Here is a 25,681-nt window from a genome sequence, read left to right as displayed (position 1 = left end):
GGTATGCACAATCAACTCATCGCAATCATTGGCGCTGGAGTCATGGGATGTGCCACCGCTCTGGATGTTGCCAGAGCCGGATATCAGGTGATTTTGCAGGATCATTCGGAGTCAGTCATAGCTTTGGCTCCGGATCGGATACGCCGTGAGTACCGTTCAGCCTGTTTCTTACAACGAGGGTACGGTGAGGTTTCGCTTGATGTGATCATGGATCGCATCTCGTTGCAGATACATGACGCTGGCGTGGAAGAGGCTGGCATCATTATTGAGAATGTGACAGAACATCTGGATTCGAAAAGGGAAGTCTATGCACGTTTAAGCCACAAGGCTCATCCTGAAGCTCTTTATGCCCTGAATACCAGCTGTATTTCGGTCACCAAGCTGGCTTCCTATCTGCCTGACCCAGGCCGTGCTATCGGTGTACATCTGATGAATCCGGTTCCTGTCAAAACAATGGTCGAGGTCATCAAAGGCCAGCATACGACACTTGAAACCGAGCAGGGCATGGTGGCATTTCTGGAGTCCCTCGGCAAAAATCCGGTTGTCATTGAAGATTTGCCAGGGTTTGTCTCCAACCGACTTTCGCATTTGTTGATGAATGAAGCGGCTTTTATTGTCCAGGATGGGATTGCTACAGCCGAGCAGGTCGATGCCATTATGAAGAAGGGCTTTAATTATCAGATGGGCCCTTTGGAAACAGCCGATCTGATTGGTCTGGATACCGTTGTGCACTCATTGAAAGTGTTGTACGACAGCTATCAGGACCCGAAATTCCGTTGTTGTCCGATGTTGCAGAAGATGGTGGATGCAGGACAGTGGGGACGCAAGACGGGTCAGGGGTTCTATGCCTATTAACTAAAGGGAGGCATGTCCATGGAGCGGACGAAGGATATCAAATGTGTCATATGGGATCTGGACCATACGATCTGGAATGGGGTTTTGTTAGAGTCCGGGGATGTGCAGTTAAGGCCGCATATAAAGGAGGTGATTGAACAATTAGACAGCCGCGGGATATTACACTCCGTTGCCAGCAAAAATGATGCGGAGCTGGCATGGGCCAAACTTACCGAGCTTGGCATGGCCCAGTATTTTTTGTACCCCGAAATCCATTGGGACGCAAAGTCTACCTCCATTCAACGGATTCAGCAAAACTTGAACATCGGAATAGATGCACTCTTGTTTGTTGATGATCAGCCCTTTGAACTGGAGGAGGTGAAAAGTGTACACGCAGATATCCATGTTCTTCATGCAGACCATTACGAGACGATGCTGGATGATCCGAGATTGATGCCTCGATTCATTACAGCTGACTCCGCACGCAGAAGGCAGATGTATCAGGCAGATACACTTCGAAAGCAGGCTGAGGAACAGTATGAAGGGCCTTCTGAGCAATTTCTGGCTTCACTTGGTATGAAGTTTACGATCTACGAAGCGACAGAAGATGATCTTCAGCGAGCCGAAGAGCTTACGGTCCGTACCAATCAGCTGAATGCTACGGGCATCACTTACAGCTATGAGGAATTGCATCAGCTGATGAATTCGCAGGATTACTTGTTATTGGTGTGTGAACTTGAAGACAAGTACGGAACATATGGAAAGATTGGGCTTGCGCTTGTTCACAAGCAGCCGAATATCTGGAGATTGAACATGCTGCTGATGTCCTGCAGGGTGATGTCCAGGGGGGCAGGTAGTGTGCTGCTCACTTACATCATGCGCGAAGCACAGCAACAGGGCAAGCAGATGCTCGCTGATTTCAGAGATACCGGGAGAAACCGGATGATGAATATCAGCTATCGTTTTGCCGGCTTTACACAGCAGTCAGAAGATTCGGACGGGAAGATCGTCTTTTCACATGATTTGAAGCAGGTTGTGGAGTTTCCAGACTATATTGAAGTTTGTGTGCCTGAAAGACTACATCAATAACAAGGGGGAAAAGCAGTGGATTTTCGTCAGGACATTCGGGAGTTTATCGGAAACAACCTCACTATGGAACATGAGGACGCTCAGATTAGTGACAATGATAATTATTTTGAAATGAGGTTTGTGAATTCACTGTTTGCCATGCGTTTGGTGGATTTTGTGGAGCGCAGATTCCAGATTGAGATCGGGAATGAAGACCTGGACCTGGCCAATTTCAGTACGATTAATCGACTGCATGATCTGATTGAGAGAAAGCTTGCGGCGAAGGAGGTGGCACAATGATTACAGCTAATCAGCCATCGCTTCGTCCGATTGCGAGTCCGGCGGCCAGTCCATCCAATAAATACATGTACCTGTTCCTGGCGATTTCCTTCGGGACTTGCTACGGTATTGCGAGCATGTTCATGTTATTCCCGGATTTCATCGTGCCGATCACAGGTGAGCTGCACCTCATGCATCCGCTGGCTATCATTGCCCTGTATTCTCCCTCCATTGCCGGATTAATTACGTGTTATCTGATAGGTGGCAAAGATGCACTGAAGGGCATGTTTTTGAAGCTGGTTCCACGAAAGAAGGACCTGTTCTGGATTCCGATAATTATCGGGATTTCTATCGTGTTTGCATCGTCGATGCATTTTGGCTCCCTGTTGTTCGGCATACCGGTCCCTGAACTGACATATAGTGTACCGGAAATGATTTGGCTCGGCATTTTGAATCTGTTCAAGGAGACGGGACTCATCGGGGGGTTGTTTGGCTGGATTGGATTTTTGCTTCCGTTCTTGCAAGGCAAGTTAAAAAACAATGTAGCAAGTGGTCTGATTACAGGATTGCTTTTTGGACTGTGGGTGCTTCCAGGCTATCTGATCTCTTCCTTTGGCACTTCAACCACCTACATATATTACGTCGTTCAACTCATGGCATTTATCGTATTTCAAAGCTATATCTTTAATGCAACGAAGGGCACGCTGCTATTTTACCTCTTGGCCTTCTGGCTGGTGGCGACAGGAAGTCAGATCGATCTGTATTACTTTAATCCGCAAGTACAGATCATGCAATTTTTCTTTTTTGTAGCCTCGGCAATTATTATTCACTTTGTTTTCAAACGCAAAAAGGTAGACACTACGCTTCAGACCTTTCCCGCATATGTTCTGGAATGGAAGGAAGCGAAGTAAACGGATTAACGAATGGAGGTGACGGAGTGATGGGACAGACGTATCTTGAACGACTGCAAAAGGGCAAGGGGAACAGACAGGTGATCTGTTTTCCTTATCTCGGTGGACACTCCCGGAGCTTTCAGCCTTTAGTGCCTTACCTCCCGGATGTGGAGATCTGGGCATTTACGCCTCCCGGTCATGGGCTGAACACGGAAGCGCCTCTGGAGCATATGCAGCAACTTGTCGAGCTTTACACCGACGAGTTGCTGGCTGTGATCAAGCCTGGTGCTACGTTGCTGGGGCACAGTCTTGGCGGACTTGCAGCTTACTTTGTAGCCCAGCGGTTACAGCAGGCAATTCCGGATACTTCAAGAACCTTGCGGCTTGTGTTGTCCGCCTGCAGCACTCCTGCCGAATGCGGTATCCATCGTTATGATCAGATGTCGGATGATGATCTGATCGAACATCTCTTTTCCTATGATGGTCTTCCCAAGGAGCTCATTCATGAAAAAGAGCTTTTACATTATTTTATGCCTGTGATTCGAGCGGATTTTCGATTGCTTGCTTCGGCAACAACGCTTGAACATCAGCCGATGTCTGTACCGGTACTGTATCTGTGGGGAGAACGGGACAATGCCGTTCCCCTCCAGTCAGCGCTAAAGTGGGGACGTTATTTTGATACACAGATGAAGCTTCAGACCATTAGAGAGGGTACTCACATGTTTATCATGCACCAACCTTCCACGGTGGCGTATTATCTGACAAGCTTTATGACTCCAGAGTTAGAGAGATTGAACTTAGTAGAGTAGATGAGAGGAGCCATGTTAGTTTATGCTGCTACGAATGCTGAGAAATGATTTGATGAGGAAAAAGGGAATTACAGCTGCCCTGTTTATTTTTGTACTGCTCGCTGCCCTGCTCGTGTCTTCGGGTTCACGGATGATTATGGAGCTTACAAGTTCCATTCAATTTCTGTTTTCTGAATCGAAAACACCGCATTTTGTGCAAATGCATTCCGGGGATCTGGATCAGACCAAAGTGAACCAATGGGCCGAGGGAAATACGTTGGTGGAGCAGCATCAGATTGTTGAGATGGTGAACATCGACGGGGCAAATCTGTACCTTGGTGCGGAGTCGGAGAAAAATACAGTCATGGATATTGATCTGGTTACACAAAATCAGCAATTTGACTATTTGCTGAATCTGAACAGTGAGATCATTCAGGTTCGCGATGGGGAGATTGCTGTGCCTGTGTATTATTTGCAACAGAACAAATTAAATATCGGTGACAAAGTTCGGATCAATAATGGGGCATTTGAACGTGCCTACACCATTGTTGATTTTGTGCGTGATGCGCAGATGAATCCGTCCGTGGTTCACTCCAAACGTTTTATCGTAAGCCCGGATGATTGGCAGGAATTGAAGCAGGGTGTTGGGGAGATGGAGTACCTGATCGAATTCCGTCTGAATGATCCTGCCAAGACCAGTGAGTTCACGCAAGCCTATCAAAATGCGGGCCTTCCCAATGCAGGTCCTGTGGTGACCTATGGGTTGTTCCAGGTGCTTAATGCAATGACAGACGGGATTATCGCAGCCGTTATCATACTCGTGAGTCTCGTGCTGATTCTGATCGCCATGTTATGTATTCGTTTCACTATGCTGGCGACCATTGAGGAGGATTACCGTGAGATCAGTGTGATGAAAGCCATTGGTATTGCGGAAAAGGATATTAAACGGCTATATCTGCTCAAGTATGTGTTTATGGCCGGGGTTGCTTCGGTGCTGGGATACGTGGCTTCACTTGGAGTGAATAAACTGTTTGTATCCAACATTATGCTTTACATGGGTAAAGCACCGGAAACATTGCTGCATTTTGCAGTGCCTTTGCTTGCAGCGGGTGTAATCTTTGCCATGGTGGTTCTGTTCTGCCGGACCGTATTACGACGTTTTCGTTCGATCTCGGCTGTGGAAGCTCTTCGTACCGGAAGTTTGGGAGATACACAGATCATTCGGAACCGGTTAAGTCTGTCACGTAATCGCTGGTCTTCCGTACCTGTTTTTCTTGGACTCAAGGACGTGATGCAGCGTGTCAAAATGTTCCGTTTACTGCTGTTTGTGTTCATCGTCAGCTCGTTCATTATGATTGTGCCCATCAACTTTTTGAATACACTTCAGGCGCCCAGCTTTATCTCATATATGGGTGTAGGTCAGAGTGACATTCGAATTGACCTTCGGCATACCGATGATATAGAGCAGCGTTATGCGAATCTAATCAACCAAGTCAAAAATGATAAGGATGTCAAAGCATATTCACCTCTCGTGACCAGTCAGTTCAAGGTCCGCAATGCAGAAGGCAGCTACGACAATCTGAGTGTAGAGAGCGGAGATTTCAGTGTCTTTCCGTTGTCTTATCTTAGTGGTAATGCCCCAACAACAGATCGGGAGATTGCCCTTTCCGATGCCAACGCCAATGAACTTAAACTGAACATCGGCGACAAGCTGACCTTGCAGGTAAGTGGTGAGGATCGTGTGATGACGATTAGCGGCATCTATCAGGATGTGACGAACGGTGGCAAAACAGCGAAGGCGCTGTTGCCTTATAACAAAGATAGTGTGCTGTGGTATGTAGTCAGTTTGGATCTGAAGGATCGCAGTATGATGGCTGCCAAGGTTGCAGCGTACGAGAAAGAGTTCTCACCAGCGAGAGTAACGGATCTGCAAGGGTATTTGCATCAGACGCTCGGTGGCACTATTCAGCAATTGAAATTGGTAACAACATTGGCTCTTGTCATAGGTGTATTCATATCAATTCTCATTACCTCACTGTTTCTGCAGATGCTGGTCGCCAAAGATAACAATGATATTGCAGTCCTGCGAAGCCTCGGATTTGCCTTATCCAAAATCAAACTGAAGTACGTTGTGATGTCACTTGCCATTTTGATCGTGGGTGTGGCTTTAGGCACAATCCTCTCGAATACACTCGGGCCCAAGCTCGTTAGTGGCATTATGTCTTCATTTGGTGCTTCCAATATTGTGTTTGTCGTTGATCCGCTACAGGCGTACGTATTATGTCCGTTACTCCTGGCAGGAACAATTATCGTTACAGCCTGGATCAGCATTCAGTCGATTCGGGAAACCAGCATTTCGAAAATGATAGTGGAATAGGGAGGCAGAGCCATGACAACGATACTTGAAGCCAAAGATGTGAATAAATCCGTCGCTATGGGCGAGAATGAAGAACAGCGTATTTTGAAAGATATCAATCTGCAGCTGCAAAAGGGAGAGTTTGTATCCATCATGGGCCCATCCGGCTCAGGCAAATCGACCTTGCTCTATAACATCAGTGGAATGGATAAGATTAGCACAGGCAGTGTTTATTTTAATGGCAAGCAAATTTCAGAGTTTCCAGAGAAAGAGCTGGCAAGTCTGCGCTTGACCAAAATGGGCTTTATTTTTCAAAATATTCATCTGCTCAAAAATTTAAATCTGCTCGACAATATCATACTCTCGGCTTATCTAGCGCAAAACAGCAACAGAGAGACCATCAACCATCGTGCCATGTCATTGATGAAAAAAATGGGCATTGACGGGCTGGCCGAGCACAATATCACCCAGGCTTCAGGGGGACAGCTGCAACGGATCGCGATCTGTCGGGCGCTTATTAACAATCCGGATATTCTGTTTGGAGATGAACCGACCGGAGCCCTGAATTCCAAATCAACACACGAAATCATGGACATTCTTGGGGATATTAATGCGACAGGCACAACCATTCTGCTGGTTACTCATGATGTCAAAGTTGCAGCTCGCTCGGAACGAGTGTTGTTTATGATGGATGGGCATCTGGTTGCAGATAAAAAGATGGGGAAATACGACAAGGACAAACAGGATCTGAAGGCGAGAGAAAGTCGATTGGCACAATGGTTGACTGAAATGGGGTTCTAAATCTAGAGCTTCATGACTAGAATAGACCGACAGTCGGTCTAGAGGTATTGGAGGGCAGAATATGAGATTGATGAAAACTCCCGAGGAACGCAGAAACGACATTTTGGATGCGGCCGAGATGCTGTTTGTGACCAAGGGATATACCAAAGCAACGATCATAGACATCCTCCAGGCATGTGAGATTGCGAAGGGCACATTTTATTATTACTTCCAGTCCAAGGAGGAGGTCATGCATGCCATCGTCATGCGTTTTATCATGAGCGGTGAGGCTGCGGCACGACGTGTAGTGGCAGATCCCGGGCTTAGTGCGCATGAGAAAATCTTCCGTATCATTATGACTCAGAATCAGCCTGACGATCGAAAGCTTGGGGTCATTGAGCAGCTGCACAGTGTGCAGAACGTTGAGATGCATCAGAAAAGCTTGGTTGAAACGGTCATTCGTCTGAGTCCTATTCTGGCAGAAGTGGTGGAACAGGGCATTCAGGAAGGCGTGTTTCATACCCCGGCTCCTCAAGAGAGTATCGAATTTTTGCTGGTATCTTCACAGTTTTTGCTGGATCAGGGCATCTTTCATTGGGAAGAGGAAGAGTTTCAGAAGAAGGTTAGAGCATTCAGTCAGATTATGGAACGGGTACTCGGTGCCGAACATGGTAGTTTTGCTTATGTAACAGAACTGTATTTCCCACATCAAGCTTAGCCACGAAAGGAGTATTATCCATGGAACAAACTACTCATAAATCATTTGGTAAATTTTTGATTGTCTGGTTCGGTCAACTGATCTCAATGATCGGTATCGGACTTACCGCTTTTTCACTGGGGGTCTATGCCTTCGAAAAAACAAACACGGCAACCAGCGTTGCGCTGATTACCTTGTTTACATTTCTGCCTAACATCCTGCTTCGGCCTATTGGCGGAGTGCTCGCAGACCGGTTTGACCGTCGTACAATGATGATCATTGGTGATCTTGGCTCTGCTGCGGGTCTGGTTTTTATACTGTCGATCATGCTTACAGGGGATATTCAGCTATGGCATATTTATGTAGGTGTTGCCTTCAGCTCCGTATTCTCGGCACTGCAAAGTCCTGCATATAAGGCGTCAGCGACAGACCTGCTGGATAAGGATCAGTTCTCCAAAGGCAGCGGACTGGTGCAACTTGCAGAATCCTCCAAGTTTTTATTTTCACCAATTATTGCGGGTATTCTGCTTAGTATCACATCCATTGAGGTCATTATGATGATCAATATCGCGACGTTTCTGGTTGCCATTCTGGCTGTGCTCGTTATTCGCAAGAGCATGAAGGTAGAGCGGGAGGACAAAGAAGAGCACAACTGGATGACGGATATTAAGGAAGGCTGGAGAGAAGTCGTTACCAACAAGGGCGTGCTGCTGCTCGTTATTATTATTTCACTGGTCACCTTCTATCTCGGATTTCTGGAGACCCTTATTGGCCCGATGCTGCTCTCGTTTACCGATGCCAAGACATTGGGAACCTTTCAATCGGTTAGTGCCATTGGCATGCTGATCAGCAGCTTGTGCATCGGTATTTTTACAATGACCAAGAAATATTCAAATGTGCTGGTAGCAGGCATGATTATGTGCGGTTTGGCATTTTCGTTGATCGGAGTGTCAACCAACATCTACTTCATCATCTTTGCGGGATTCCTGTTCCTCTCCTCACTGCCGTTTGTGAATATGAGTGCAGACGTATTGGTACGTAACAATATTGCTAATGAAAAGCAGGGCAGGGTGTGGGGGATCATCGGTATCCTGTCTCAACTAGGTTTTATTATCGCTTACAGCCTGGCCGGATTTTTGGCCGACCATGTGTTTAATCCGCTGATGGTGGAGGGAGGCGCACTGGCGTCATCCGTAGGTCAGATTATCGGAACCGGTCCGGGCCGAGGCATTGCGTTGCTGTTTATCATTTCAGGTCTGTTCGTCATTCTGATTGCAATTGTCACATCACGTCTGAAAATGATCAAATCTCTGGAGCAGAGCAGTGATATTACGTCACCTCCCGATGTGGGCGGGCTGGCGCATGATTAAGTAGAGTAAAAGAAGATAACAAAGATAGGATATGATCGCCCTCATCTGGTACTTATGTGTATGTCGTTCTTTACATTGAACGATGTACACATTGTTCAGGTGAGGGTTTCTTTTTGCAGGATGGAGGCAATAAAAAAAGCTCCTGTCCATGGATCAAAGCAATCCGGATGGGCTGAGCTTGTTTATTGCTGTAACGCTTCTTCAGTTATTTTGCGGATATCAAACGGGGAGCGATTACCTTCTTCGATAATGTCAGGCAGGATGTGGTTCAGGAAATAACGGACACAGTGGAGGTCGATATTCTTGATCTTGATCAATGCGTAGCGGTACATCACGATAAATTCTTTTTCGGTATTGCCACGCTGGAGCTCTGCAAATGCTTCATACACCTGATCCATCTTGTCGGCCACTTCAAGAATAAGCCCTTCAACGGAATTGTCCTTGCCTTCACGAAGCTGTCTGCGGAAAATGTCCTGAAATTGTTCGGGTATATTCTCATTGATAAAATGAGACACCATACCTTCTTCCACCTGCTGCAGCATGGAACGAAGCTCCAGTGAATAATGTTTGACCGGTGTTTTGATATCACCAATGAAAATTTCGCCGTAATCGTGGCTGCTGGTGATCTCGTATAATTTTTTCCAGTCAATGCTTACGCCTTGCTGTTCCTCGATATCGGCCAACGTTTTGGCGTACTGTACAACTTTCCAGGAGTGGGCGGATACACAGTGTTCTTCAAATTTGAATTTGCCAGGGGTGCGAATAATACGTTCGAGATCGTTCAGTGATCGGAAGTACGTATGAATGCCCATAGAAGTGATCATCCTTTGCAAGTTGAGGTAGTATATACACCGACTATACTGCTGTTATGTTAACCGGAGATTAAAGATGTATACACCCTTTGTAAATTTGTAAAATGAAGATCAAAAAGCCGCGGGGAGTGCTGAAACAGACTCAGCACTCCCCGCGGCATCAGAAGCAACAACTCTTTTATGCTTTTTTACGTACCGGAGAGGTGTACCAGTAAGCCATGCCAACAAACAATGCTCCGCCGATGATGTTGCCAAGTGTGACAGGAATCATGTTGTGGAACCAGCCAGCCACAGAGATCGTATCCGGGTGGTTCGGCAGCAGCCATGCCAGCGACAGCAGGGTCATATTGGCTACGCTGTGTTCATATCCGCTTGCAATAAAGGCGTATAGACACCACCAGATAAGCACAAGCTTGGCAATGTCCTCTTTGGAGCGGGCAGCCATCCAGATCGCCAGACATACGAGCCAGTTACAGAGAATACCGCGGAAGAAAAGCTCAGATATCGGTGCAGCCATCTTTTTGGCAGATACGACAAACAGCAGATGTTCCGGTGCGGCTGTTTTGAACAGACCGCTGCCAACAATCAGCAGACTGAGCAGTACGGCACCGATCAGGTTGCCAATGAAGACCAGTCCCCAGTTTTTGAGCGTATCCTTCACCGTGGTTCGTCCGGCGAGTGTGCTCATTGTAAAAAACATGTTATTGCCTGTGAACAGTTCCGACCCGGCAAAGATAACGAGTGTCAGTGCAAGTCCGAAGGACATGCCCATCAGCATCGTTTGCAGTGGCGAATGCGCCGCGAGTAATGGAGCGCCGATACTGAAAATTAATATGATGCCCAGCCCCACATAGGCGCCTGCCATTAAGGCAGCGACCATATATCTTGGAAGGCTTGCGTTCATCTGGTCTCTTTTTTTAACGGCAGCTTCAATAATTCCTTCAACACCTGGTGTGTACATCACGCTTTCCCCCATTAATCAACATCAATATCCATCCATACATGCTACAGTAAAATGTTATACAGCGATCCAGACCTGTTCATTCTCCACCTTGACCGGGTACATCTTCACTTGTCCAGTGTCGGGGGCCTGCACCTGACCGGTAGTCAGATCAATTTTCCAATCGTACAGCGGGTCATACAGATAGTGCCCTGAAACGATGCCTTCGGCCAGCGGGCCACCCTTGGGGTGGGGGTTATGGTTGTCGGCAGCATAGATGGTGCCATCCGAAGTGCGAAATACCGCAAGCTGCTCATCTTCAATCTCGACAACTCTGCCGATGCGGGGCAGAAACTCATCGACTGTGCCAGCGGGATAATACGCACCTGTTTGTTTGGTCGTCATTGTAAAACCACTCCTTTATCAACGATTTATCTGTATTATTCCATGAAATATCAAGTTAGACATGCAGCTGCTGTGATGCTGCTTATGGTCTGGCCGTAACTTCAATGCCGTGGAACAGCTTGATTTGGCCTTCTTCGTTGCGAAGTGCTTTTTTCCACGGGTCTTCAACATGCTGCAGCGCAAACTCGATGCGTGCCATCAGCGCTTTGCGTTCCTCCAGATTGTCTACGACGACCGAACGGATCTGCTCAAGCCCCATACGCTCCACCCACTCCGATGTCCGCTCCAGATAGTTACCAGTTTCCCGATAATATTGCATAATGGCTCCGCACAGCTCAATGAGCTCATCGTCGCTTTTCACTTTGCACAGCGAATCGGCCAGTCTGGCTTTGATGCCGCCGTTACCACCGATGAAGATTTCCCAGCCGCCGTCATTACCAACGATACCGATATCCTTCGTGCAGGATTCTGCACAGTTCCGCGGGCAGCCGTTTACAGCATATTTAAATTTAGCTGGCAGATCAAGCCGTTCGAATTTTCGTTCAATTCGTGCACCCATCGCCATGGAATCCTGTGTGCCGAAGCGGCAGAACTGGGAGCCGACACATGTTTTGACGGTGCGCAGTGATTTGGCGTAAGCATAACCTGAGGGCATATCCAGCTCGGCCCAGACCTTAGGCAGGTCTTCCTTTTTGACACCGATCAGATCAAGACGTTGACCGCCCGTCACTTTAACGGCTTTAATATCGTATTTGACCGAGATATCTGCGATACGTTTCAGTTCTTCCGGGGTAGTTACGCCGCCATACATCCGAGGCACGACCGTGTAAGTCCCATCTTTTTGAATATTGGCGTTCATGCGTTCGTTCACAAAACGGGATTCCTTCTCGTCCTCGTATGTGCCTGGATAGATCATGCCCAGATAGTAGTTAATGGCCGGACGGCATTTGGAGCAGCCTTCGGGCTGGCTCCAGCCAAGCACATGCATAACCTCTTTGCTTGTTTGCAGCCCTTTCTCCCGAATTTCGGCTACAATCTCATCCCGTCCAAGAGAAGTACAGCTACAAATTCCCTGTTTGGCTCCGGCTGTGAAGCCATCGCCAAGCACATACTGCAATATCTGTTCTACCACCGGCTTACATCCACCGCAAGAGCGGGTTGCACCCGTGCAGGCTTTAATCTCATCGACCGTTGTAAGTCCCTGGTTAGTAATCACATCCACGATGGCCCCTTTGGTGACCCCATTGCATCCACATACAATTTCATCTTCCGGCATCGCTTCAACAGAAGTAGCTTTTTTGTGTCCACCGCAGCTTGTTCCCATGAGTGAGCTGTACAATTCTTCCGTCATTTCCGTCTGATTTTTGATCAGCTTCTGTAGCTCGGCAGCATCAGTAATGTCACCAAAGAGTACGGCACCGACCATTTTGTTGTCACGCAACAGTATTTTTTTGTAGGTGCGTCTCCAGTCATCCTTATGTGAGATAACCGTATGCTCCGGGCTGTCTATAAATTCACCCGTAGAGAAGACGTCGACACCTGAGATTTTGAGCTTGGTAGATACAACTGAGCCTTCATAAGGAGCAGTTTCAACGCCACAGATATGTTTCGCCAGAACCATGCCTTGCTCAAACAGGGGAGCGACCAGACCGTAACATACACCGCGGTGCTCTGTACACTCCCCGACAGAGTATACATTTTCCAGAGAGGTTTGCATGTAATCATTAACAACAATACCCCGGCTTACTTCAATACCGCTTGCACGAGCAACTTCAACATTGGGCTTGATGCCTACAGCCATAACGACAAAATCAACATTGAGCACCGATTCATCGGCAAATCGCAGTCCTTCTACCCGATCGCCGCCCAGCAGTTCGGCAGTCTGTGCGCCCATTTTAAAACGAATACCCTGACGCTCCAGCTCTGTTTTTAGCATCGCTGATGCTTGTGAATCTAGCTGGCGTTCCATCAGATCATGCATGAGGTGAACAACGGTAACGTCCATACCAAGCTGCACAAGTCCTTTGGCTGCTTCAAGTCCCAGGAGTCCACCGCCAATGACCGCAGCCCGTTTGTACTGTTTGGCCGCTTCGAGCATAACGTTGCAGTCAGCAATATCACGGAATCCGACAACGCCTTGCTTGTCATGTCCTGGTACAGGGAGAATGAAGGAGCTGGAGCCGGTTGCAATAATAATTTGGTCATAGGCGATGCGCGTTCCTGCTTCTGTAATGACCTCATGTGTCTCAGCATCAATTCGGGAAACTGTAGTTCCCGTATGCAGGGTGATGCCATAATCCTCATACCAGTGAAGGTCATTGAGCACGATGTCGTCCAGCGTTTTGCTGCCTTCCAGAACGTAGGAGAGCATAATGCGATTGTAGTTCGGATAAGGCTCTGTACCAATTACAGTAATATCAAAACGTGTAGATAGCTTTAAAATTTGTTCAACGGTGCTGATTCCAGCCATACCGTTACCAATGACAACGAGTTTCTCCTTGATTACGTTCATGTGTATTGCCTCCCTGGGTAAACCTTGTACATTTACCAACATTTTTAATGGCTTATATTTGAATTATAAAAGTAGTGCCCTTTAATAAATGTGATTAATTTCACTAATAAAGATAGATCATTCATATAGAAAGAAGTGTGATGGCGCTCACGGAAACTAAAAAAGATTTTTAGAAATAAGAAATACGAACTATTGTTCTTATTTCGCTTTCGTTGTATGATCGGTACGGGATCCAATATGAATCAGTTCCCTATTACTATGAAAGGACGTTATTGCATCATGATGGGAAGATCCCACCTCATTATCGGCACAGGCGTATCCCTTTCAGTGCTACAGCTACTGGGTATGCCGGTCACGGCTCCAGCAGTGACGGTTGCACTGATTGGCTCACTACTGCCCGATATCGACGAGCCTAATTCGCTGTTGGTATCCAAAGCGCTGCCGAGCAGTCTGATTCGGTTGCTGCAGACGATTCTTTTACCCGCGGCAGTTTTTGTGTATTTCTACATTCCAAGCAAGCCCTGGAATCTGCTGCTTGCTGTACTGATCGGGCTTGTATCCTTTTTGCCATCGCGATCACTGCGTAAAGTGCTGATGTTTGCCATCGGACTAGGGCTGGTTTTTTATGGGCATGCTTTTGCTCCGTGGAACCTGATTGCAGGCAGTTTGCTTATGTTATGTACTACGCTGACACACAGGGGGTTAACACATACTCTGTATGGAACGGCCGTCTGGGCCGGATTGCTGTATAGTACGACGCAGCAGCAAGGCCCGGAAATATGGGTGGCTGGAGGAACGGCTTATGCTATTCATCTGCTTGCTGATTCGCTGACCAACCGAGGCATTCGCCCATTGCCACCGTTAAAGCTGCGTATCAGAGCAAATCTGATGAGTACAGGGACCAGTCACGGAGCTGTTGTTGAGAATGTTTGCGTAGTGCTGACGTTGATTCTAACCTGGTTTGCATTTTCCCCTTTATTTCTGTAGATATCCAAACAATCAAGCCAAACGCCAGCCTGAGATTAACGGGCTGGCGTTCTTCAAATTTAAGGTCTTCTTATAAGAATGCGATGCGAAATGCGGTATCCATTCTGAACATTGTTGGCTGGACATCGTGCCAAAAAGGGGCGGGTTCAGGTATTTGTAGGTGTACTACTGAGTGTTTCGATGTCTGTCGAACCAAACACAAATAATACGACTAGAATAAGTATAATTAACGTTTCGGCGAAACCGACGCCATCGAATTCAGACATCACATGCACCTCTTTTCGTTTTTGACATTTAGGAATTTATACGCTGCTGAAACGCCTGAATGACATCGTTCAGCGTCATATCACGGCCTGTTTCATCAAGGAACTGTACCAGTTTATCTGAATTGGTGGGTGTGACCTTTTGAAGTGTCTTGTACTGCCCCACTAACTCCACAACTAATGTAGCTTCGCGAAACAACGTAACGGCATCTACTCTCAACTTTCCACTAACTAACAATGCTGCAACAATCAGTTCTAGTTTTTTTCCGCTAAGATTCCCACCCAGAAGGGTGTTCGCAGCATTGGTTTTTCTGGAACCTTTATTTGATTTTCCATTTCTGCCTGCTGCCATATAAAGGTCCCCCGCTGGTTAATAATTGATTATCCTATCTTATGTATCTGGTCCTCATTATGTTCAATCAGTGCAATCTATTTAAGTTGAACTATTTATTTACACTTGAACGGAGAGGACAGAAAAAACCTGAAAAAGCGGAGCGGTCGCCTTTATCACCAGATTTTTCCTTTTGGAAAAGGGAATCGAAAAAATCTGGGGATAACAGCGATTGGAAGGTTGTTCTGTCATCGGAGTGGATGGTGTAAAATCTTTAGTTCAACTTAAATATTGTGAAATTCATAGAAAAAGAGATACCCTCGAAGCAAATTCGGTGAGGTATCTCTGTGGTTATTTCACAAAAGTGGATATATAACTAATTAAGCATTATTGATAATGGTGTCCATCGTGGTGCGATCAAGGCCCTTTACCAGCTTCACAATCAGCTCTTTGGCTGCATCATAATCGTCGGTGTGAATAATGGATGAAGAGGTATGAATGTAACGAGCACAGATGCCAATAACGGTCGATGGTACACCGATGCCGCTCAGATGAACCTGACCTGCATCCGTCCCGCCAGGCGAGATGAAGTATTGCATTTTGATCTGATTGGAAGCAGCAGTATCCTGTACATATTCAACCATACCCCGATGTGTAAACATGCCCGGGTCAAAGATGCGAAGCAAGGCGCCCTGGCCGATATGGCCGAAGGATTGCTTGTCACCTGTCATATCGTTGGCTGCACTACAATCGAGTGCAAAGAAAATGTCTGGTTGAATGAGATTTGCCGCAGTGCGTGCTCCGCGAAGACCTAGTTCCTCCTGAACAGTTGCACCGGAATATAGCGTATTCGGCAGCTTTTCCTTATGTAGTGCCTCCACCAGCTCAAGAGCCAGCCCGACACCGTAACGATTATCCCAAGCCTTTGCCATAATTTTTTTAGGATTCGCCAGCGGCGTAAATTCACAGATTGGCACAATCTGCATGCCCGGGTGGATGCCCCACGCTTCTGCTTCTGCGCGGTCATCTGCTCCGATATCCAGGTACATGGTATTCAGATCGACGGGCTTGCTGCGCTGTGACTCATCCAGCAAATGAGTAGGCGTAGAGCCAACAACGCCAGTGATACGGCGCTCAGGAGTAATAATCTGCAGCCGCTGGGATAGAACCGCTTGACTCCACCATCCGCCGAGTGGACGGAATTTGATCATGCCTGTTTCGGTAATCCCCGTTGTCATGAAACCTACTTCATCAAAATGTCCGGCTACCATCACTTTCGGGCCGGCTTCATCTCCCCGCAGTACACCAAAAAGACTTCCCAGACGATCCTGTACAAATTCATCCGTATACGCGGACATTTGTTCCTTCATCCACCCACGCAACTCACGTTCAAAGCCGGAAGCAGAAGGAAATTCAGTTAACGTTCGAAACATGTCCAACGTTTTTTCATTCATGTGCAAACAACTCCTCTGTTGGTATGTAGATCAGGGCACAGCAGAACGGCTACTGGCCTGATTGTCCTTGTCAATATTAAGGACTTGTTATTAACCACTGGTCACAATCTAGTATGAACCTTGTACAAGTGATTGTCCATGATTATATTACGTTTTTCAGGCATGTTATTTGATATTCACTCCAGTTTCATTCAGCTTTCCTCCGCTTTTGTCATAAGCCAGAGATGGGGCTTGTGAATATACATAGCATAGAAGCATCTTGTTGTTTTTTCCATATCGTTCCTGTTATAACGTTTGTTCATAAAGGAAGGAGCCGACTATTAGATGAAGCCTCCTGATGAAGGTTATGAGAAAATGCTGTTTATTGTGTTATTTATTTTGCTCGTCATCATTCTTCTTTATTTATAACCAGTGTTTATAAACAGGGAAAAGTAAACTTGAACAGACGGCGTGAGCTAATTCAATCCGAACCTTCCATTCGTGAGCTAACCAACCAAAAATCCTTTATTAAATATAATAAATCCAGAAATTACAATATGGAAACATATGCTGTTGCTCGCCGGATACATAACCTGCCCGAAATTTACAAACAATGAATAAAGAAGTTACACATAGACAATCAGTCAATAGCTGTTCGAATCCACAATACACATTAACATAAAGGAGGTCATGTGCTTGCCGGTACAATCTGCAACTGGAAAGAAGAAAGCTTCATCACTATCCATGGATGAAAAGGAGTATAAGAAAGTTGCCAAAAAACACGAGCCTTCACGTCCTATTTTCAAAAACTGTGTCAAGGCTTTCCTTGTTGGGGGAACGATTTGTTTGATAGGACAAGCGATTCAAGAGGCATTTATGGCATGGATGGACATGACATCCAAGGAAGCCGCAAGCCCTACCGTCGCAGTGATGATTCTGATCTCGGTCATTCTGACGTGCCTCGGTGTATACGACAAAATTGCACAGTGGGCAGGAGCGGGCACCGCTGTACCCGTGACCGGATTCGCAAACTCCATGTGCTCTGCTGCACTGGAGCATCGTGCGGAAGGACTTGTATTAGGCGTAGGCGCAAACATGTTTAAGCTTGCTGGCTCAGTCATTGTGTTCGGAGTCGTGGCTGCATTTATTATCGGTATCGTGTATGCCTTTCTGGGATTCGGAGGTGGACACCTATGAAAAGGCTGGGTCGTCAGACGTGGGAGTATGATCATCAGCCACGCATCATAGGCAGAGCAACCGTTGTGGGGCCAGATGAAGGCCAGGGACCGTTAGCCTCTGATTTTGACTATGTATATGACAACCTGGAGATCGGGGAGAAAACGTGGGAAAAAGCAGAGCGGAAATTGCTCGAACAAGCCTCACAGCTTGCGCTTATTAATGCCAATAAAACGAAGGAAGAGCTGCATTACTTTGTTGGCGGGGATCTGATGAATCAAATTATCAGCAGTTCTTTCGCTGCAAGACAGCTTGGCGTTCCTTATCTTGGCGTATTCGGAGCCTGTTCCACCTCGATGGAGACACTTGCTATGGCCTCCATGATTGTGGACTCAGGCGCCGGAGATTATGTGCTTGCCGGAACGGTGAGTCACAATTGTACCGTAGAGAAGCAATTTCGTTATCCGACGGAGTATGGCTCGCAGAAGCCGCCCTATGCGCAGTACACCGTTACCGGTTCTGGCTGTGGAGTGATCTCCCGCACCGGAGAAGGTCCTGTTATAGCTAAAGCAACCATTGGCCGAATCATGGATCTGGGTATCAAGGACCCTTTTAATATGGGGGCGGCTATGGCCCCGGCAGCAGCTGATACCATTATTTCTCATTTCAGAGATACCGGGTTGGAGCCAGGATACTATGATCTCATTGTTACAGGGGATCTGGCATCTGTTGGTTTGCCTATTACCAAAGAGCTTCTGCACAAGGAAGGTATTCCGATGGAACAGACGGTTTTTAATGACTGTGGACTAATGATCTATGATCGGCAGAATCAACCGCAGGTCGTTGCTGGTGGAAGCGGGTGCGGATGCTCTGCCACGGTTACGTATGGCCACATTCTCAACCGGATGCAGAAGGGTGATCTGAAGCGGGTGCTTGTCGTTGCAACAGGTGCGCTGTTGTCTCCGTTGTCCTATCAGCAGGGCGAAAGTATTCCTTGTATTGCACATGCCGTAGCTATCGAACAGGAGGGGTAACAATCATGCAATTTCTATGGGCTTTTATCGTTGGGGGTCTGATCTGTGTGATTGGACAGCTGCTAATGGACGGGGCGAAATTGACCCCTGCACATACGATGAGTACACTGGTGGTCGCTGGAGCGGTCGCAGATGCTTTTGGTCTTTATGATCCCCTGGTGAAATTTGCGGGTGCAGGTGCATCCGTACCGATCACCAGCTTTGGAAACTCCTTGGTACACGGCGCTTTAACCGAGCTTGAAAAAGAGGGCTGGATCGGTGTGATCACCGGCATTTTTGATCTGACCGCAGCGGGGATATCGTCTGCGATTATATTTTCTTTTCTCGCTGCGCTCGTCGTTCGACCAAAAGGTTAAATTTAAAAATAAGCAGGGGCTTCGGATAGATGTTATCCGGGGCTTTTTTGTCGTCTTTATGCATGAAATACGGTGTATGTGACGATTGGAAACAAATTGTGAGTTGCTTCGAGTGTACTCATGCTCCTGGATCATGTACAATAAAAGGAAATCTGTATGCTTGTTTAGGAGGTTAGACCACATGCCTGTGCGCAAAGAGTCGATCCAAATTATATCTGCAGTTCGTTCTAATCTGGAGTCCTGCATTATGGGGAAGTCCTTTGAAATTCAACTTTTACTCACAGCTTTGCTTGCAGGCGGGCACGTTCTGATTGAAGACGTACCGGGAACGGGCAAAACACAGTTAATCAAGGCACTTTCCAAATCCATGCGCGGTGAATACCGGCGTATTCAATGTAATCCTGATATTTTACCAAGTGATATTACAGGGGTATCGGTGTTTCATCCAAAGGATGAGCGCTTCTATTTCAGGCCGGGCCCTGTGATGACCAATATTTTGCTGGCGGACGAAATTAATCGGGCAACAACCAAAACACAGTCCGCGCTGCTCGAAGTGATGGAGGAGCGCAGCGTAACCGTTGATGGCGACACGTACGATCTACCTCATCCGTTCATGCTCTGTGCAACCCAGAATCCGATTGATTTTGAGGGGACATATACTCTGCCTGAAGCACAGCTTGACCGGTTTATGTTAAAGATCAGTTTGGGTTATCCTGACAAGGATATCGAAAAAACGCTGCTCAAGCAGCATCAATCCGGGCAGCCAGTGGACAGGCTGGCATCGGTAACACACATGGATCAGATCTCGGCTATTCAGCAGGAGATAAAAGAAGTGTTTATTGGTGATCCGGTGGTGGACTACTTGCTGGACGTGGTTCGTCACACACGCTCACATCCTTCTGTGCTCCTGGGAGCAAGCCCGCGGGCGGCCATTTCCTTCATGATGGCTGTGAAAGCCTTCGCCTTCCTGCAGGAGCGAGACTATGTGCTGCCGGATGATGTAAAAACGATGGCTCCGTATGTTATTTCTCATCGTATTGTGCTTCGTCCTGAATCCAGACTGGACAGCATGAGCTCAGAGGCTGTTCTCAATTCGATTTTACAGCAGGTTCGTGTGCCTGTATCCATGGGGCAATAATTGATGAGACCGCTTTTGACAACTGTCAGCCGAGGCCTGCGCCACCCACGCGTATGGGGCATCGCAATGGTGTGGATGTGCTGTCTCGCGTATGTTTTGTTCCAGGGAGGAAAGACCTCACTTATGCTGTTGTCCATGGTGACGCTGCTTTGCCTGTATCTGGCGATTGCCGGATTCAGTGGTGTGAAACGGACCCAAGGCGTACGCAAGCTGTCTTCCGGCCATAACCATGAGGAGCTGCTTCATGCCGGTGATCAGATCCAGGTGCAGCTCAGCCTGAACATTCCGGGATTTCTTCCACTACCTTATGTCGTTGTACGAGAGATGCTGCACCGGCATAATGGAGAATCGTGGTCCTTTAAAGAAAGCCTTATTCCGAGTATGCGTGGACACGGCGAGCTTTCATTTCAAACGCCACCGCTAGAGCGAGGAAAATATGTGTTTTCCGATACCGAATGTGCCAGCGAGGATATCTTTGGACTGATTGAACACCGGGGAACCTTCAAGGCAAGCGGAGAATTTCGTGTACTTCCCCGTACGGTATTTATTCCATACTGGCAGCTATATGACCGTAAGTCTCGTTTATCGGGCCCGCAGACGGCCTTGACTCGTTCACGAAGGGAAACAACACAGATTAACGGTGTGCGCGATTATGTTTACGGGGATCGTCTGTCTCGTATTCACTGGAATGCAACCGCCAAAACGGGTAGCTGGAAGTCAAAAGAGTTCGAGCATGAGTCTGTACCAAAAACAATCCTGGTGCTCGACGCTATGGCAGGTAGCTATCCACACGGAGAAGCATTCGAACTGGCTGTCTCCACGACAGCCTCTCTGCTGGAGTATGGCACAAGGGAGCGAATGGGGATGGGGCTGTTAACCCTGTCTGATAAGTCATGTTATATGCCTCCCAGTGAAAGCCTGATCGAACGGCAGAAGATGATACATCATCTGGTGGATATTCAGGATAACGGGCAGGGTCAATCCCTGCTGCCAGGGGTGGAGAACATGGCGAGACAATTTCCTCAAGGGGCCTATTTTGTTGTGATCTCTCCCCAAAAGGATGACCCAATACTTGAGCTGCTTCGCTGGGCAGATACACGTGGCATGACCCCGTGTCATATCCTGATTGACTCGCTGGAATCACGGCGGAGTTCCGAATGGAATGCCATGCTGCGGGGACGGGGTACAAGATCCTTTACCGTTGCTCATCTGCAGGAGCTTCCTACAGTTATGGGAGGAGGTTCGGTATGAACGCCAGAGGAAACGAAAGCCTGAGTATGAAAAGGTCCTGGTATCATGCGGCAGCGCTGCTCTGGATATTTCTAATTGCGATTCAATGGATATCGTTTACACGGGAATCGTGGTATACAGAGACCACTTCGCTGGTGTTATGGACGCTGGCTGCGGTGAGCATTCTGGAGGTTGTGCTTCCCTTTAAGGTGCTGTATCGAACCATAGTCAAAGCCGTTGCAGTTATATATCTATTGCATAAAACGTTGATTGATTACATGGTTTACATCCCCTTCGGTTCCTTGACCGAACGGATCGAGCAATTTATTTTGCATATGCCGCCTTATATCTGGTTTTCCTTATGTGCATGGGTGATGCTGGAGGCAGCGCTTCGTCTAGTGAATTCAACGAAACGTATCCTTGTGTTCCTCGGAATTAATATCATTTCCTTGGGGATTCTGGATTCGTTCACTCAAATTCCGTTGTGGGTGGAGATTGCCTGGGTAATGTTTGCGGGCATGGGCTGGCTTGTATGTCAGCACTTCCGTAATTATCAGCTGCAATACCCGCAGGGCTGGAAACGAATGATCCGCTATCCTTACAAAATACTGGCGAATATCGCTATCATTTTTTCATTAATTATTGTAGCCAGTGTGAACATGCCGGCAGTTCCGCCGACCCTGACTGACCCGTATACAGCTTGGCGTAATTACACCGGATCATCCTCGACCCAGGCGGGTAACGGGGTGCTGGATATTCCTGCGGGAACGGAATCCGGGTACAGTCGGGAGGACAACAAGCTTGGCGGGGGCTTTAATTTTGACTACACCCCTGTCATGTCGGTGACGACCAGTGACCGAGGCTACTGGCGTGGTGAAACACGCTCGGATTATACCGGAACAGGCTGGGACGAGCCGGGACGTGCATCCATGGATAATGTGGAGGCCAATCAGAAGCTGGAGAACAGCCAGGCCGGAAAAGTGAAAACCAAGCAGGTCACTCAAAAAGTGACAATGCTGAACGACACCATATATCCGATTCTGTTTGGATCATATTCCATATCCCAGGTGATCTCGGTGAACGGTGAAGAGAGAGCAGGGCGTATGTTATGGAACGCGGATCAGGCTGAATTACATGTAGTCACAACACGTCAGCAGCCGCAGTATCCGAAAACCTACACCATTGTTTCCGAAGTACCGATCATTGTAGAGGATGAACTTCGTACCAAGACAGCGGACGCCTTGTATTCAAGTAATCCCGCAGACGATAAATATCTGCAGGTGCCGTCCCGCTTCCCTGAACGGGTGAAGAATCTGGCGGCAGAGGTTACAGCATCTGCAAATACACCGTATGAAAAAGTGGCATTACTACAAAACTATTTACAACAAAATTTTAATTACACCAACAATCCGGATTTATCCCGGAAAGTGAGTGCTGATTTTGTTGAGGGTTTCCTGTTTGATATTCGTGAAGGGTACTGCGATTACTTTTCCACTGCCCTTGTGATGATGGCACGCTCGGAGGGTATACCGGCAAGGTGGGTTAAGGGATATGCGCCTGGACAAATGTCGCTGGGTTCGGACATGCAGGCTCCTCGCCAGCCTGGTGCACCTATCGAGACGACCTATACCGTAACGAATGCAGATGCCCATTCTTGGGCAGAAGTCTACTTTGGCGAATACGGATGGATTCCGGTTGAGGCAACGCCTGGCTTTGACATGCCGCTGTTGACCGAGACGCCGGATGTTCAATCCGTGGATCAGCCAGAGGAGCAGCCGGAGGAAGAACCGGTTCAGGAAGAGACCAAAACACAGGCTCCTGAGCAGACAAATGCTACGATGCCTTCCTTTGTTATCTGGGCTGCAGTTGCTGTTATTGTGCTGTGGGTCGCTTACATGTTCTGGCGCAACCGTCTGTCGCTGCGATTCCTGCTGCTTCGTCTGCGAACAGGCAAGCCGCTGACCCCTGAGCAGAAGGTATTGGCTGAGACAGAGCGCTGGATTCGTTATGCGAGACGGCAGGGCCTGACACGTAGTGGTGACGAAACGCTGCGTGAGTCTGTAACTCGCTGGAGCGAGCTCAGACCGTCAGCTAGAGCCACATTGGAAGAGCTGCTGATGAAGTTTGAACAGACACGTTATAGTCCGGCAACGGTAACGTCTGATGACTGGAAGGTTGTGTATCAGGCCGCCTTGAGGCTGCGAAAGGAACTGAAAGCGGAACGGGCATAACAGGTGCCCGTCCCGTTTTTCCTTTTTTCCTGACGATAAAGGCAGTTTGCATTTTCAGGAAAGACGGATTTGTGATATAGTGTGTCGTATGAAACTGAGGTGACTTCTTTGTTTAAAATGTTATTGCCCAAGCTGCGTGTAAACACAGTTTTTGACATTAATTTGGAAGAACTGTACGCTCAAGGGTATCGTGGAATTATAACTGACCTGGATAATACGCTTGTTGGAGCCAAAGCACCTGATGCTACACCCGAATTGATCGAATGGTTCGCGCGTGTTAAAGAGGTAGGATTCAAGCTGATGATTGTGTCCAATAACAATCTGAATCGTGTATCCCTGTTTGCGACTCCGCTGGATATCCAGTTTGTGCATAGTGCACGCAAACCATCGAATGTACCGTTTCGTAAAGCAATGCGATTGATGGAGCTTACTCCCGAAAAGACTATTGTTGTGGGGGATCAGATGCTCACTGACGTGTATGGAGGCAACAGACTTGGACTGTATACGGTTCTGGTGCTGCCAATCTCCATCGGAGATGAGGGCTTTATGACCCGTTTCAATCGGAGAGTAGAACGGATTGCTCTGTCAAGTTTGCGTAAGAAAGGCTTATGGCTTGAGGAGGAAAAGAAGAAATGACAGAACCTAACGGCAATATTGCCGTAAGATGTAGTGGATGCGGCGTGCATCTGCAAACCGAAAATCCGGAATTGCCCGGATTTATTCCTGAGAAGGCTCTTGATCGTGAACCGGTCATCTGCCAGCGCTGCTTCCGGATCAAAAATTATAATGAGTCATCATCTGTTACGGTGGATCAGGACGAGTTCCTGGCTCTGCTCAGCAAAATCGGGGATAAGGATGCACTGGTCATTCATATCGTTGATTTGTTTGATTTTGACGGCAGTATTATTTCCGGCTTGCAACGCTTTGTTGGAAACAATCCCGTGCTGCTTGCTGTAAACAAAACGGATTTGTTGCCTAAAGTGACGAACTGGAACAAGGTGCGTAACTGGGTGCAGAAGCAAGCGAAGGAACAAGGCCTGCGAACGGTAGATGTAGTTCTGTGCAGTGCGAAGCAGAATCAGGGCTTTGACCGCTTGCTTGAACTGGTTGGCACGTATCGCGGTGATCGGGATGTATATGTGGTTGGTGGAACCAATGTAGGTAAGTCTACACTGATCAACCGCTTGATTCGAGACTACAGCGATCTGGAGCAGGAGCTCACAACCTCGCGTTATCCGGGAACAACGCTGGATATGGTTAATATTCCGCTGGATGATGGAAAAGCGATCATTGATACACCGGGAATCGTGTATCCATGGAGATTCAGCGAGATTGTATCACGTAATGATCTGGCTGCCATTATGCCGGAGAAACCGCTTAAGCCTGCGGTATATCAATTGAATGCTGGCCAGACGTTGTTCTTCGGCGGCATGGCCCGGTTTGATTTTATTGAAGGCGATCGTCAGTCGTTCACTTGTTTTATCAGTACAGCGCTGAACATTCATCGGACGAAGCTGGAACGAGCCGACGACTTGTATCGTGATCACCTGGGAGAATTGCTTGCACCCCCAACACGGGAGAACGCAGCCGAGATGCCGGAATGGACCAGACATGAATTCCGCATTAAACGTGGCAGTCAGTCCGATGTATTCATCTCCGGATTGGGCTGGATCAAGGTCAATGGTGATGAGGGTGCTCTGATTGCAGTTCATGTTCCCAAAGGGATTCGTGTACAGATTCGTCCTTCCCTGATCTAGCCTGAGATGCA

At 47.6% G+C, this 25,681-nt stretch carries 24 protein-coding genes; 18 read left to right on the top strand and 6 right to left on the bottom strand.

The features are described from left to right. Positions 1 to 3: 3 nt before the first annotated feature. The 9 genes from DFQ00_RS19010 to DFQ00_RS18970 all read left to right on the top strand — a co-directional run bounded on the left by DFQ00_RS19010 (position 4) and on the right by DFQ00_RS18970 (position 9,065). Positions 4 to 855, top strand: coding sequence for a 3-hydroxyacyl-CoA dehydrogenase family protein (locus DFQ00_RS19010; RefSeq protein ID WP_110898059.1), 852 nt, complete (start codon positions 4 to 6; stop codon positions 853 to 855). A gap of 18 nt (positions 856 to 873) precedes the next feature. Further along, positions 874 to 1,923, top strand: coding sequence for an HAD-IIIC family phosphatase (locus tag DFQ00_RS19005; RefSeq protein ID WP_110898058.1), 1,050 nt, complete (start codon positions 874 to 876; stop codon positions 1,921 to 1,923). Between the two features lie 15 nt (positions 1,924 to 1,938). Further along, complete coding sequence (locus tag DFQ00_RS19000; RefSeq protein ID WP_110898057.1) at positions 1,939 to 2,202, top strand: acyl carrier protein; 264 nt, start codon at positions 1,939 to 1,941, stop codon at positions 2,200 to 2,202. Beyond that, entirely contained in the window at positions 2,199 to 3,092 is an 894-nt protein-coding gene (locus DFQ00_RS29570) for a hypothetical protein (RefSeq protein ID WP_174812141.1), read from the top strand. Before DFQ00_RS19000 ends, DFQ00_RS29570 begins: the two co-directional genes overlap by 4 nt. Further along, complete coding sequence (locus tag DFQ00_RS18990; RefSeq protein WP_110898056.1) at positions 3,074 to 3,883, top strand: thioesterase II family protein; 810 nt, start codon at positions 3,074 to 3,076, stop codon at positions 3,881 to 3,883. The genes DFQ00_RS29570 and DFQ00_RS18990 overlap by 19 nt, the downstream gene beginning before the upstream one ends. Before the next feature lie 52 nt (positions 3,884 to 3,935). Further along, positions 3,936 to 6,239 carry an ABC transporter permease gene (locus DFQ00_RS18985; protein WP_244213920.1) on the top strand — a complete coding sequence of 768 codons (2,304 nt, stop codon included), beginning with the start codon at positions 3,936 to 3,938 and terminating at the stop codon, positions 6,237 to 6,239. A 12-nt stretch (positions 6,240 to 6,251) separates the two neighbouring features. Beyond that, positions 6,252 to 7,019 (top strand): ABC transporter ATP-binding protein, encoded by a 768-nt coding sequence (locus DFQ00_RS18980; RefSeq protein ID WP_110898054.1) that lies wholly within the window; start codon positions 6,252 to 6,254, stop codon positions 7,017 to 7,019. A gap of 61 nt (positions 7,020 to 7,080) precedes the next feature. Continuing rightward, entirely contained in the window at positions 7,081 to 7,716 is a 636-nt protein-coding gene (locus tag DFQ00_RS18975) for a TetR/AcrR family transcriptional regulator (protein ID WP_110898053.1), read from the top strand. Positions 7,717 to 7,736: 20 nt separating this feature from the next. After that, a complete protein-coding gene (locus DFQ00_RS18970) occupies positions 7,737 to 9,065 on the top strand; it encodes an MFS transporter (protein WP_110898052.1) in 1,329 nt (442 codons plus the stop codon). 182 nt (positions 9,066 to 9,247) lie between these two features. On the opposite strand, the gene DFQ00_RS18965 is transcribed toward DFQ00_RS18970, so the two are convergent. The 4 genes from DFQ00_RS18965 to nirB form a co-directional block, all read right to left on the bottom strand. Further along, positions 9,248 to 9,877 (bottom strand): YfbR-like 5'-deoxynucleotidase, encoded by a 630-nt coding sequence (locus DFQ00_RS18965; protein WP_110898051.1) that lies wholly within the window; start codon positions 9,875 to 9,877, stop codon positions 9,248 to 9,250. 178 nt (positions 9,878 to 10,055) lie between these two features. Further along, positions 10,056 to 10,838: a formate/nitrite transporter family protein gene (locus tag DFQ00_RS18960; protein WP_110898050.1), complete on the bottom strand. Its 783-nt coding sequence runs from the start codon at positions 10,836 to 10,838 to the stop codon at positions 10,056 to 10,058. Between the two features lie 57 nt (positions 10,839 to 10,895). Next, positions 10,896 to 11,222 carry a nitrite reductase small subunit NirD gene (nirD, locus tag DFQ00_RS18955; protein WP_110898049.1) on the bottom strand — a complete coding sequence of 109 codons (327 nt, stop codon included), beginning with the start codon at positions 11,220 to 11,222 and terminating at the stop codon, positions 10,896 to 10,898. A gap of 82 nt (positions 11,223 to 11,304) precedes the next feature. Continuing rightward, positions 11,305 to 13,734, bottom strand: a complete 2,430-nt coding sequence (gene nirB / locus DFQ00_RS18950) for a nitrite reductase large subunit NirB (RefSeq protein ID WP_110898048.1) — start codon at positions 13,732 to 13,734, stop codon at positions 11,305 to 11,307. A gap of 279 nt (positions 13,735 to 14,013) precedes the next feature. Between nirB and DFQ00_RS18945 the strand changes: the two genes are divergently transcribed. Next, on the top strand, positions 14,014 to 14,721 hold the full coding sequence (locus tag DFQ00_RS18945; RefSeq protein ID WP_110898047.1) for a metal-dependent hydrolase: 708 nt from the start codon (positions 14,014 to 14,016) through the stop codon (positions 14,719 to 14,721). A gap of 294 nt (positions 14,722 to 15,015) precedes the next feature. On the opposite strand, the gene DFQ00_RS18940 is transcribed toward DFQ00_RS18945, so the two are convergent. Further along, complete coding sequence (locus DFQ00_RS18940) at positions 15,016 to 15,336, bottom strand: hypothetical protein (protein WP_110898046.1); 321 nt, start codon at positions 15,334 to 15,336, stop codon at positions 15,016 to 15,018. Positions 15,337 to 15,695: 359 nt separating this feature from the next. Beyond that, a complete protein-coding gene (locus DFQ00_RS18935; protein WP_110898045.1) occupies positions 15,696 to 16,769 on the bottom strand; it encodes a M42 family metallopeptidase in 1,074 nt (357 codons plus the stop codon). A gap of 669 nt (positions 16,770 to 17,438) precedes the next feature. Between DFQ00_RS18935 and spoVAC the strand changes: the two genes are divergently transcribed. The 8 genes from spoVAC to yqeH all read left to right on the top strand — a co-directional run bounded on the left by spoVAC (position 17,439) and on the right by yqeH (position 25,670). After that, the gene (gene spoVAC, locus DFQ00_RS18930) at positions 17,439 to 17,945 is read left to right on the top strand and encodes a stage V sporulation protein AC (RefSeq protein WP_110898044.1); all 507 of its coding nucleotides are present in this window, start codon (positions 17,439 to 17,441) and stop codon (positions 17,943 to 17,945) included. Then, complete coding sequence (gene spoVAD, locus DFQ00_RS18925; RefSeq protein WP_110898043.1) at positions 17,942 to 18,958, top strand: stage V sporulation protein AD; 1,017 nt, start codon at positions 17,942 to 17,944, stop codon at positions 18,956 to 18,958. Before spoVAC ends, spoVAD begins: the two co-directional genes overlap by 4 nt. 5 nt (positions 18,959 to 18,963) lie before the next feature. Continuing rightward, entirely contained in the window at positions 18,964 to 19,314 is a 351-nt protein-coding gene (gene spoVAE, locus DFQ00_RS18920; RefSeq protein WP_090914950.1) for a stage V sporulation protein AE, read from the top strand. A 181-nt stretch (positions 19,315 to 19,495) separates the two neighbouring features. Continuing rightward, positions 19,496 to 20,452: an AAA family ATPase gene (locus DFQ00_RS18915; protein WP_110898042.1), complete on the top strand. Its 957-nt coding sequence runs from the start codon at positions 19,496 to 19,498 to the stop codon at positions 20,450 to 20,452. Positions 20,453 to 20,455: 3 nt separating this feature from the next. Then, a complete protein-coding gene (locus tag DFQ00_RS18910; RefSeq protein WP_167433772.1) occupies positions 20,456 to 21,703 on the top strand; it encodes a DUF58 domain-containing protein in 1,248 nt (415 codons plus the stop codon). Continuing rightward, complete coding sequence (locus DFQ00_RS18905; protein ID WP_110898040.1) at positions 21,700 to 23,913, top strand: DUF4129 domain-containing transglutaminase family protein; 2,214 nt, start codon at positions 21,700 to 21,702, stop codon at positions 23,911 to 23,913. The genes DFQ00_RS18910 and DFQ00_RS18905 overlap by 4 nt, the downstream gene beginning before the upstream one ends. Positions 23,914 to 24,021: 108 nt before the next feature. Next, on the top strand, positions 24,022 to 24,549 hold the full coding sequence (locus tag DFQ00_RS18900; RefSeq protein ID WP_110898039.1) for a YqeG family HAD IIIA-type phosphatase: 528 nt from the start codon (positions 24,022 to 24,024) through the stop codon (positions 24,547 to 24,549). Next, positions 24,546 to 25,670 (top strand): ribosome biogenesis GTPase YqeH, encoded by a 1,125-nt coding sequence (yqeH, locus tag DFQ00_RS18895; protein ID WP_110898038.1) that lies wholly within the window; start codon positions 24,546 to 24,548, stop codon positions 25,668 to 25,670. The genes DFQ00_RS18900 and yqeH overlap by 4 nt, the downstream gene beginning before the upstream one ends. The last annotated feature ends 11 nt before the right edge of the window (positions 25,671 to 25,681 follow it).

The organism is Paenibacillus barcinonensis (assembly GCF_003217495.1).
Classification (GTDB): domain Bacteria; phylum Bacillota; class Bacilli; order Paenibacillales; family Paenibacillaceae; genus Paenibacillus; species Paenibacillus barcinonensis.
The sequence above is the reverse complement of the archived record's forward strand: the minus strand, read 5'-3'. Positions and strand labels throughout refer to the sequence as shown.

Coding starts and splice junctions, on each gene's coding strand:
- DFQ00_RS19010 (WP_110898059.1), top strand. CDS start 4: ATGCACAATCAACTCATCGCAATCATTGGCGCTGGAGTCATGGGATGT.
- DFQ00_RS19005 (WP_110898058.1), top strand. CDS start 874: ATGGAGCGGACGAAGGATATCAAATGTGTCATATGGGATCTGGACCAT.
- DFQ00_RS29570 (WP_174812141.1), top strand. CDS start 2,199: ATGATTACAGCTAATCAGCCATCGCTTCGTCCGATTGCGAGTCCGGCG.
- DFQ00_RS18990 (WP_110898056.1), top strand. CDS start 3,074: ATGGAAGGAAGCGAAGTAAACGGATTAACGAATGGAGGTGACGGAGTG.
- DFQ00_RS18985 (WP_244213920.1), top strand. CDS start 3,936: ATGAGGAAAAAGGGAATTACAGCTGCCCTGTTTATTTTTGTACTGCTC.
- DFQ00_RS18980 (WP_110898054.1), top strand. CDS start 6,252: ATGACAACGATACTTGAAGCCAAAGATGTGAATAAATCCGTCGCTATG.
- DFQ00_RS18975 (WP_110898053.1), top strand. CDS start 7,081: ATGAGATTGATGAAAACTCCCGAGGAACGCAGAAACGACATTTTGGAT.
- DFQ00_RS18970 (WP_110898052.1), top strand. CDS start 7,737: ATGGAACAAACTACTCATAAATCATTTGGTAAATTTTTGATTGTCTGG.
- DFQ00_RS18965 (WP_110898051.1), bottom strand. CDS start 9,877: ATGGGCATTCATACGTACTTCCGATCACTGAACGATCTCGAACGTATT.
- DFQ00_RS18960 (WP_110898050.1), bottom strand. CDS start 10,838: ATGTACACACCAGGTGTTGAAGGAATTATTGAAGCTGCCGTTAAAAAA.
- nirD (WP_110898049.1), bottom strand. CDS start 11,222: ATGACGACCAAACAAACAGGTGCGTATTATCCCGCTGGCACAGTCGAT.
- nirB (WP_110898048.1), bottom strand. CDS start 13,734: ATGAACGTAATCAAGGAGAAACTCGTTGTCATTGGTAACGGTATGGCT.
- DFQ00_RS18945 (WP_110898047.1), top strand. CDS start 14,014: ATGATGGGAAGATCCCACCTCATTATCGGCACAGGCGTATCCCTTTCA.
- DFQ00_RS18940 (WP_110898046.1), bottom strand. CDS start 15,336: ATGGCAGCAGGCAGAAATGGAAAATCAAATAAAGGTTCCAGAAAAACC.
- DFQ00_RS18935 (WP_110898045.1), bottom strand. CDS start 16,769: ATGAATGAAAAAACGTTGGACATGTTTCGAACGTTAACTGAATTTCCT.
- spoVAC (WP_110898044.1), top strand. CDS start 17,439: ATGTGCTTGCCGGTACAATCTGCAACTGGAAAGAAGAAAGCTTCATCA.
- spoVAD (WP_110898043.1), top strand. CDS start 17,942: ATGAAAAGGCTGGGTCGTCAGACGTGGGAGTATGATCATCAGCCACGC.
- spoVAE (WP_090914950.1), top strand. CDS start 18,964: ATGCAATTTCTATGGGCTTTTATCGTTGGGGGTCTGATCTGTGTGATT.
- DFQ00_RS18915 (WP_110898042.1), top strand. CDS start 19,496: ATGCCTGTGCGCAAAGAGTCGATCCAAATTATATCTGCAGTTCGTTCT.
- DFQ00_RS18910 (WP_167433772.1), top strand. CDS start 20,456: ATGAGACCGCTTTTGACAACTGTCAGCCGAGGCCTGCGCCACCCACGC.
- DFQ00_RS18905 (WP_110898040.1), top strand. CDS start 21,700: ATGAACGCCAGAGGAAACGAAAGCCTGAGTATGAAAAGGTCCTGGTAT.
- yqeH (WP_110898038.1), top strand. CDS start 24,546: ATGACAGAACCTAACGGCAATATTGCCGTAAGATGTAGTGGATGCGGC.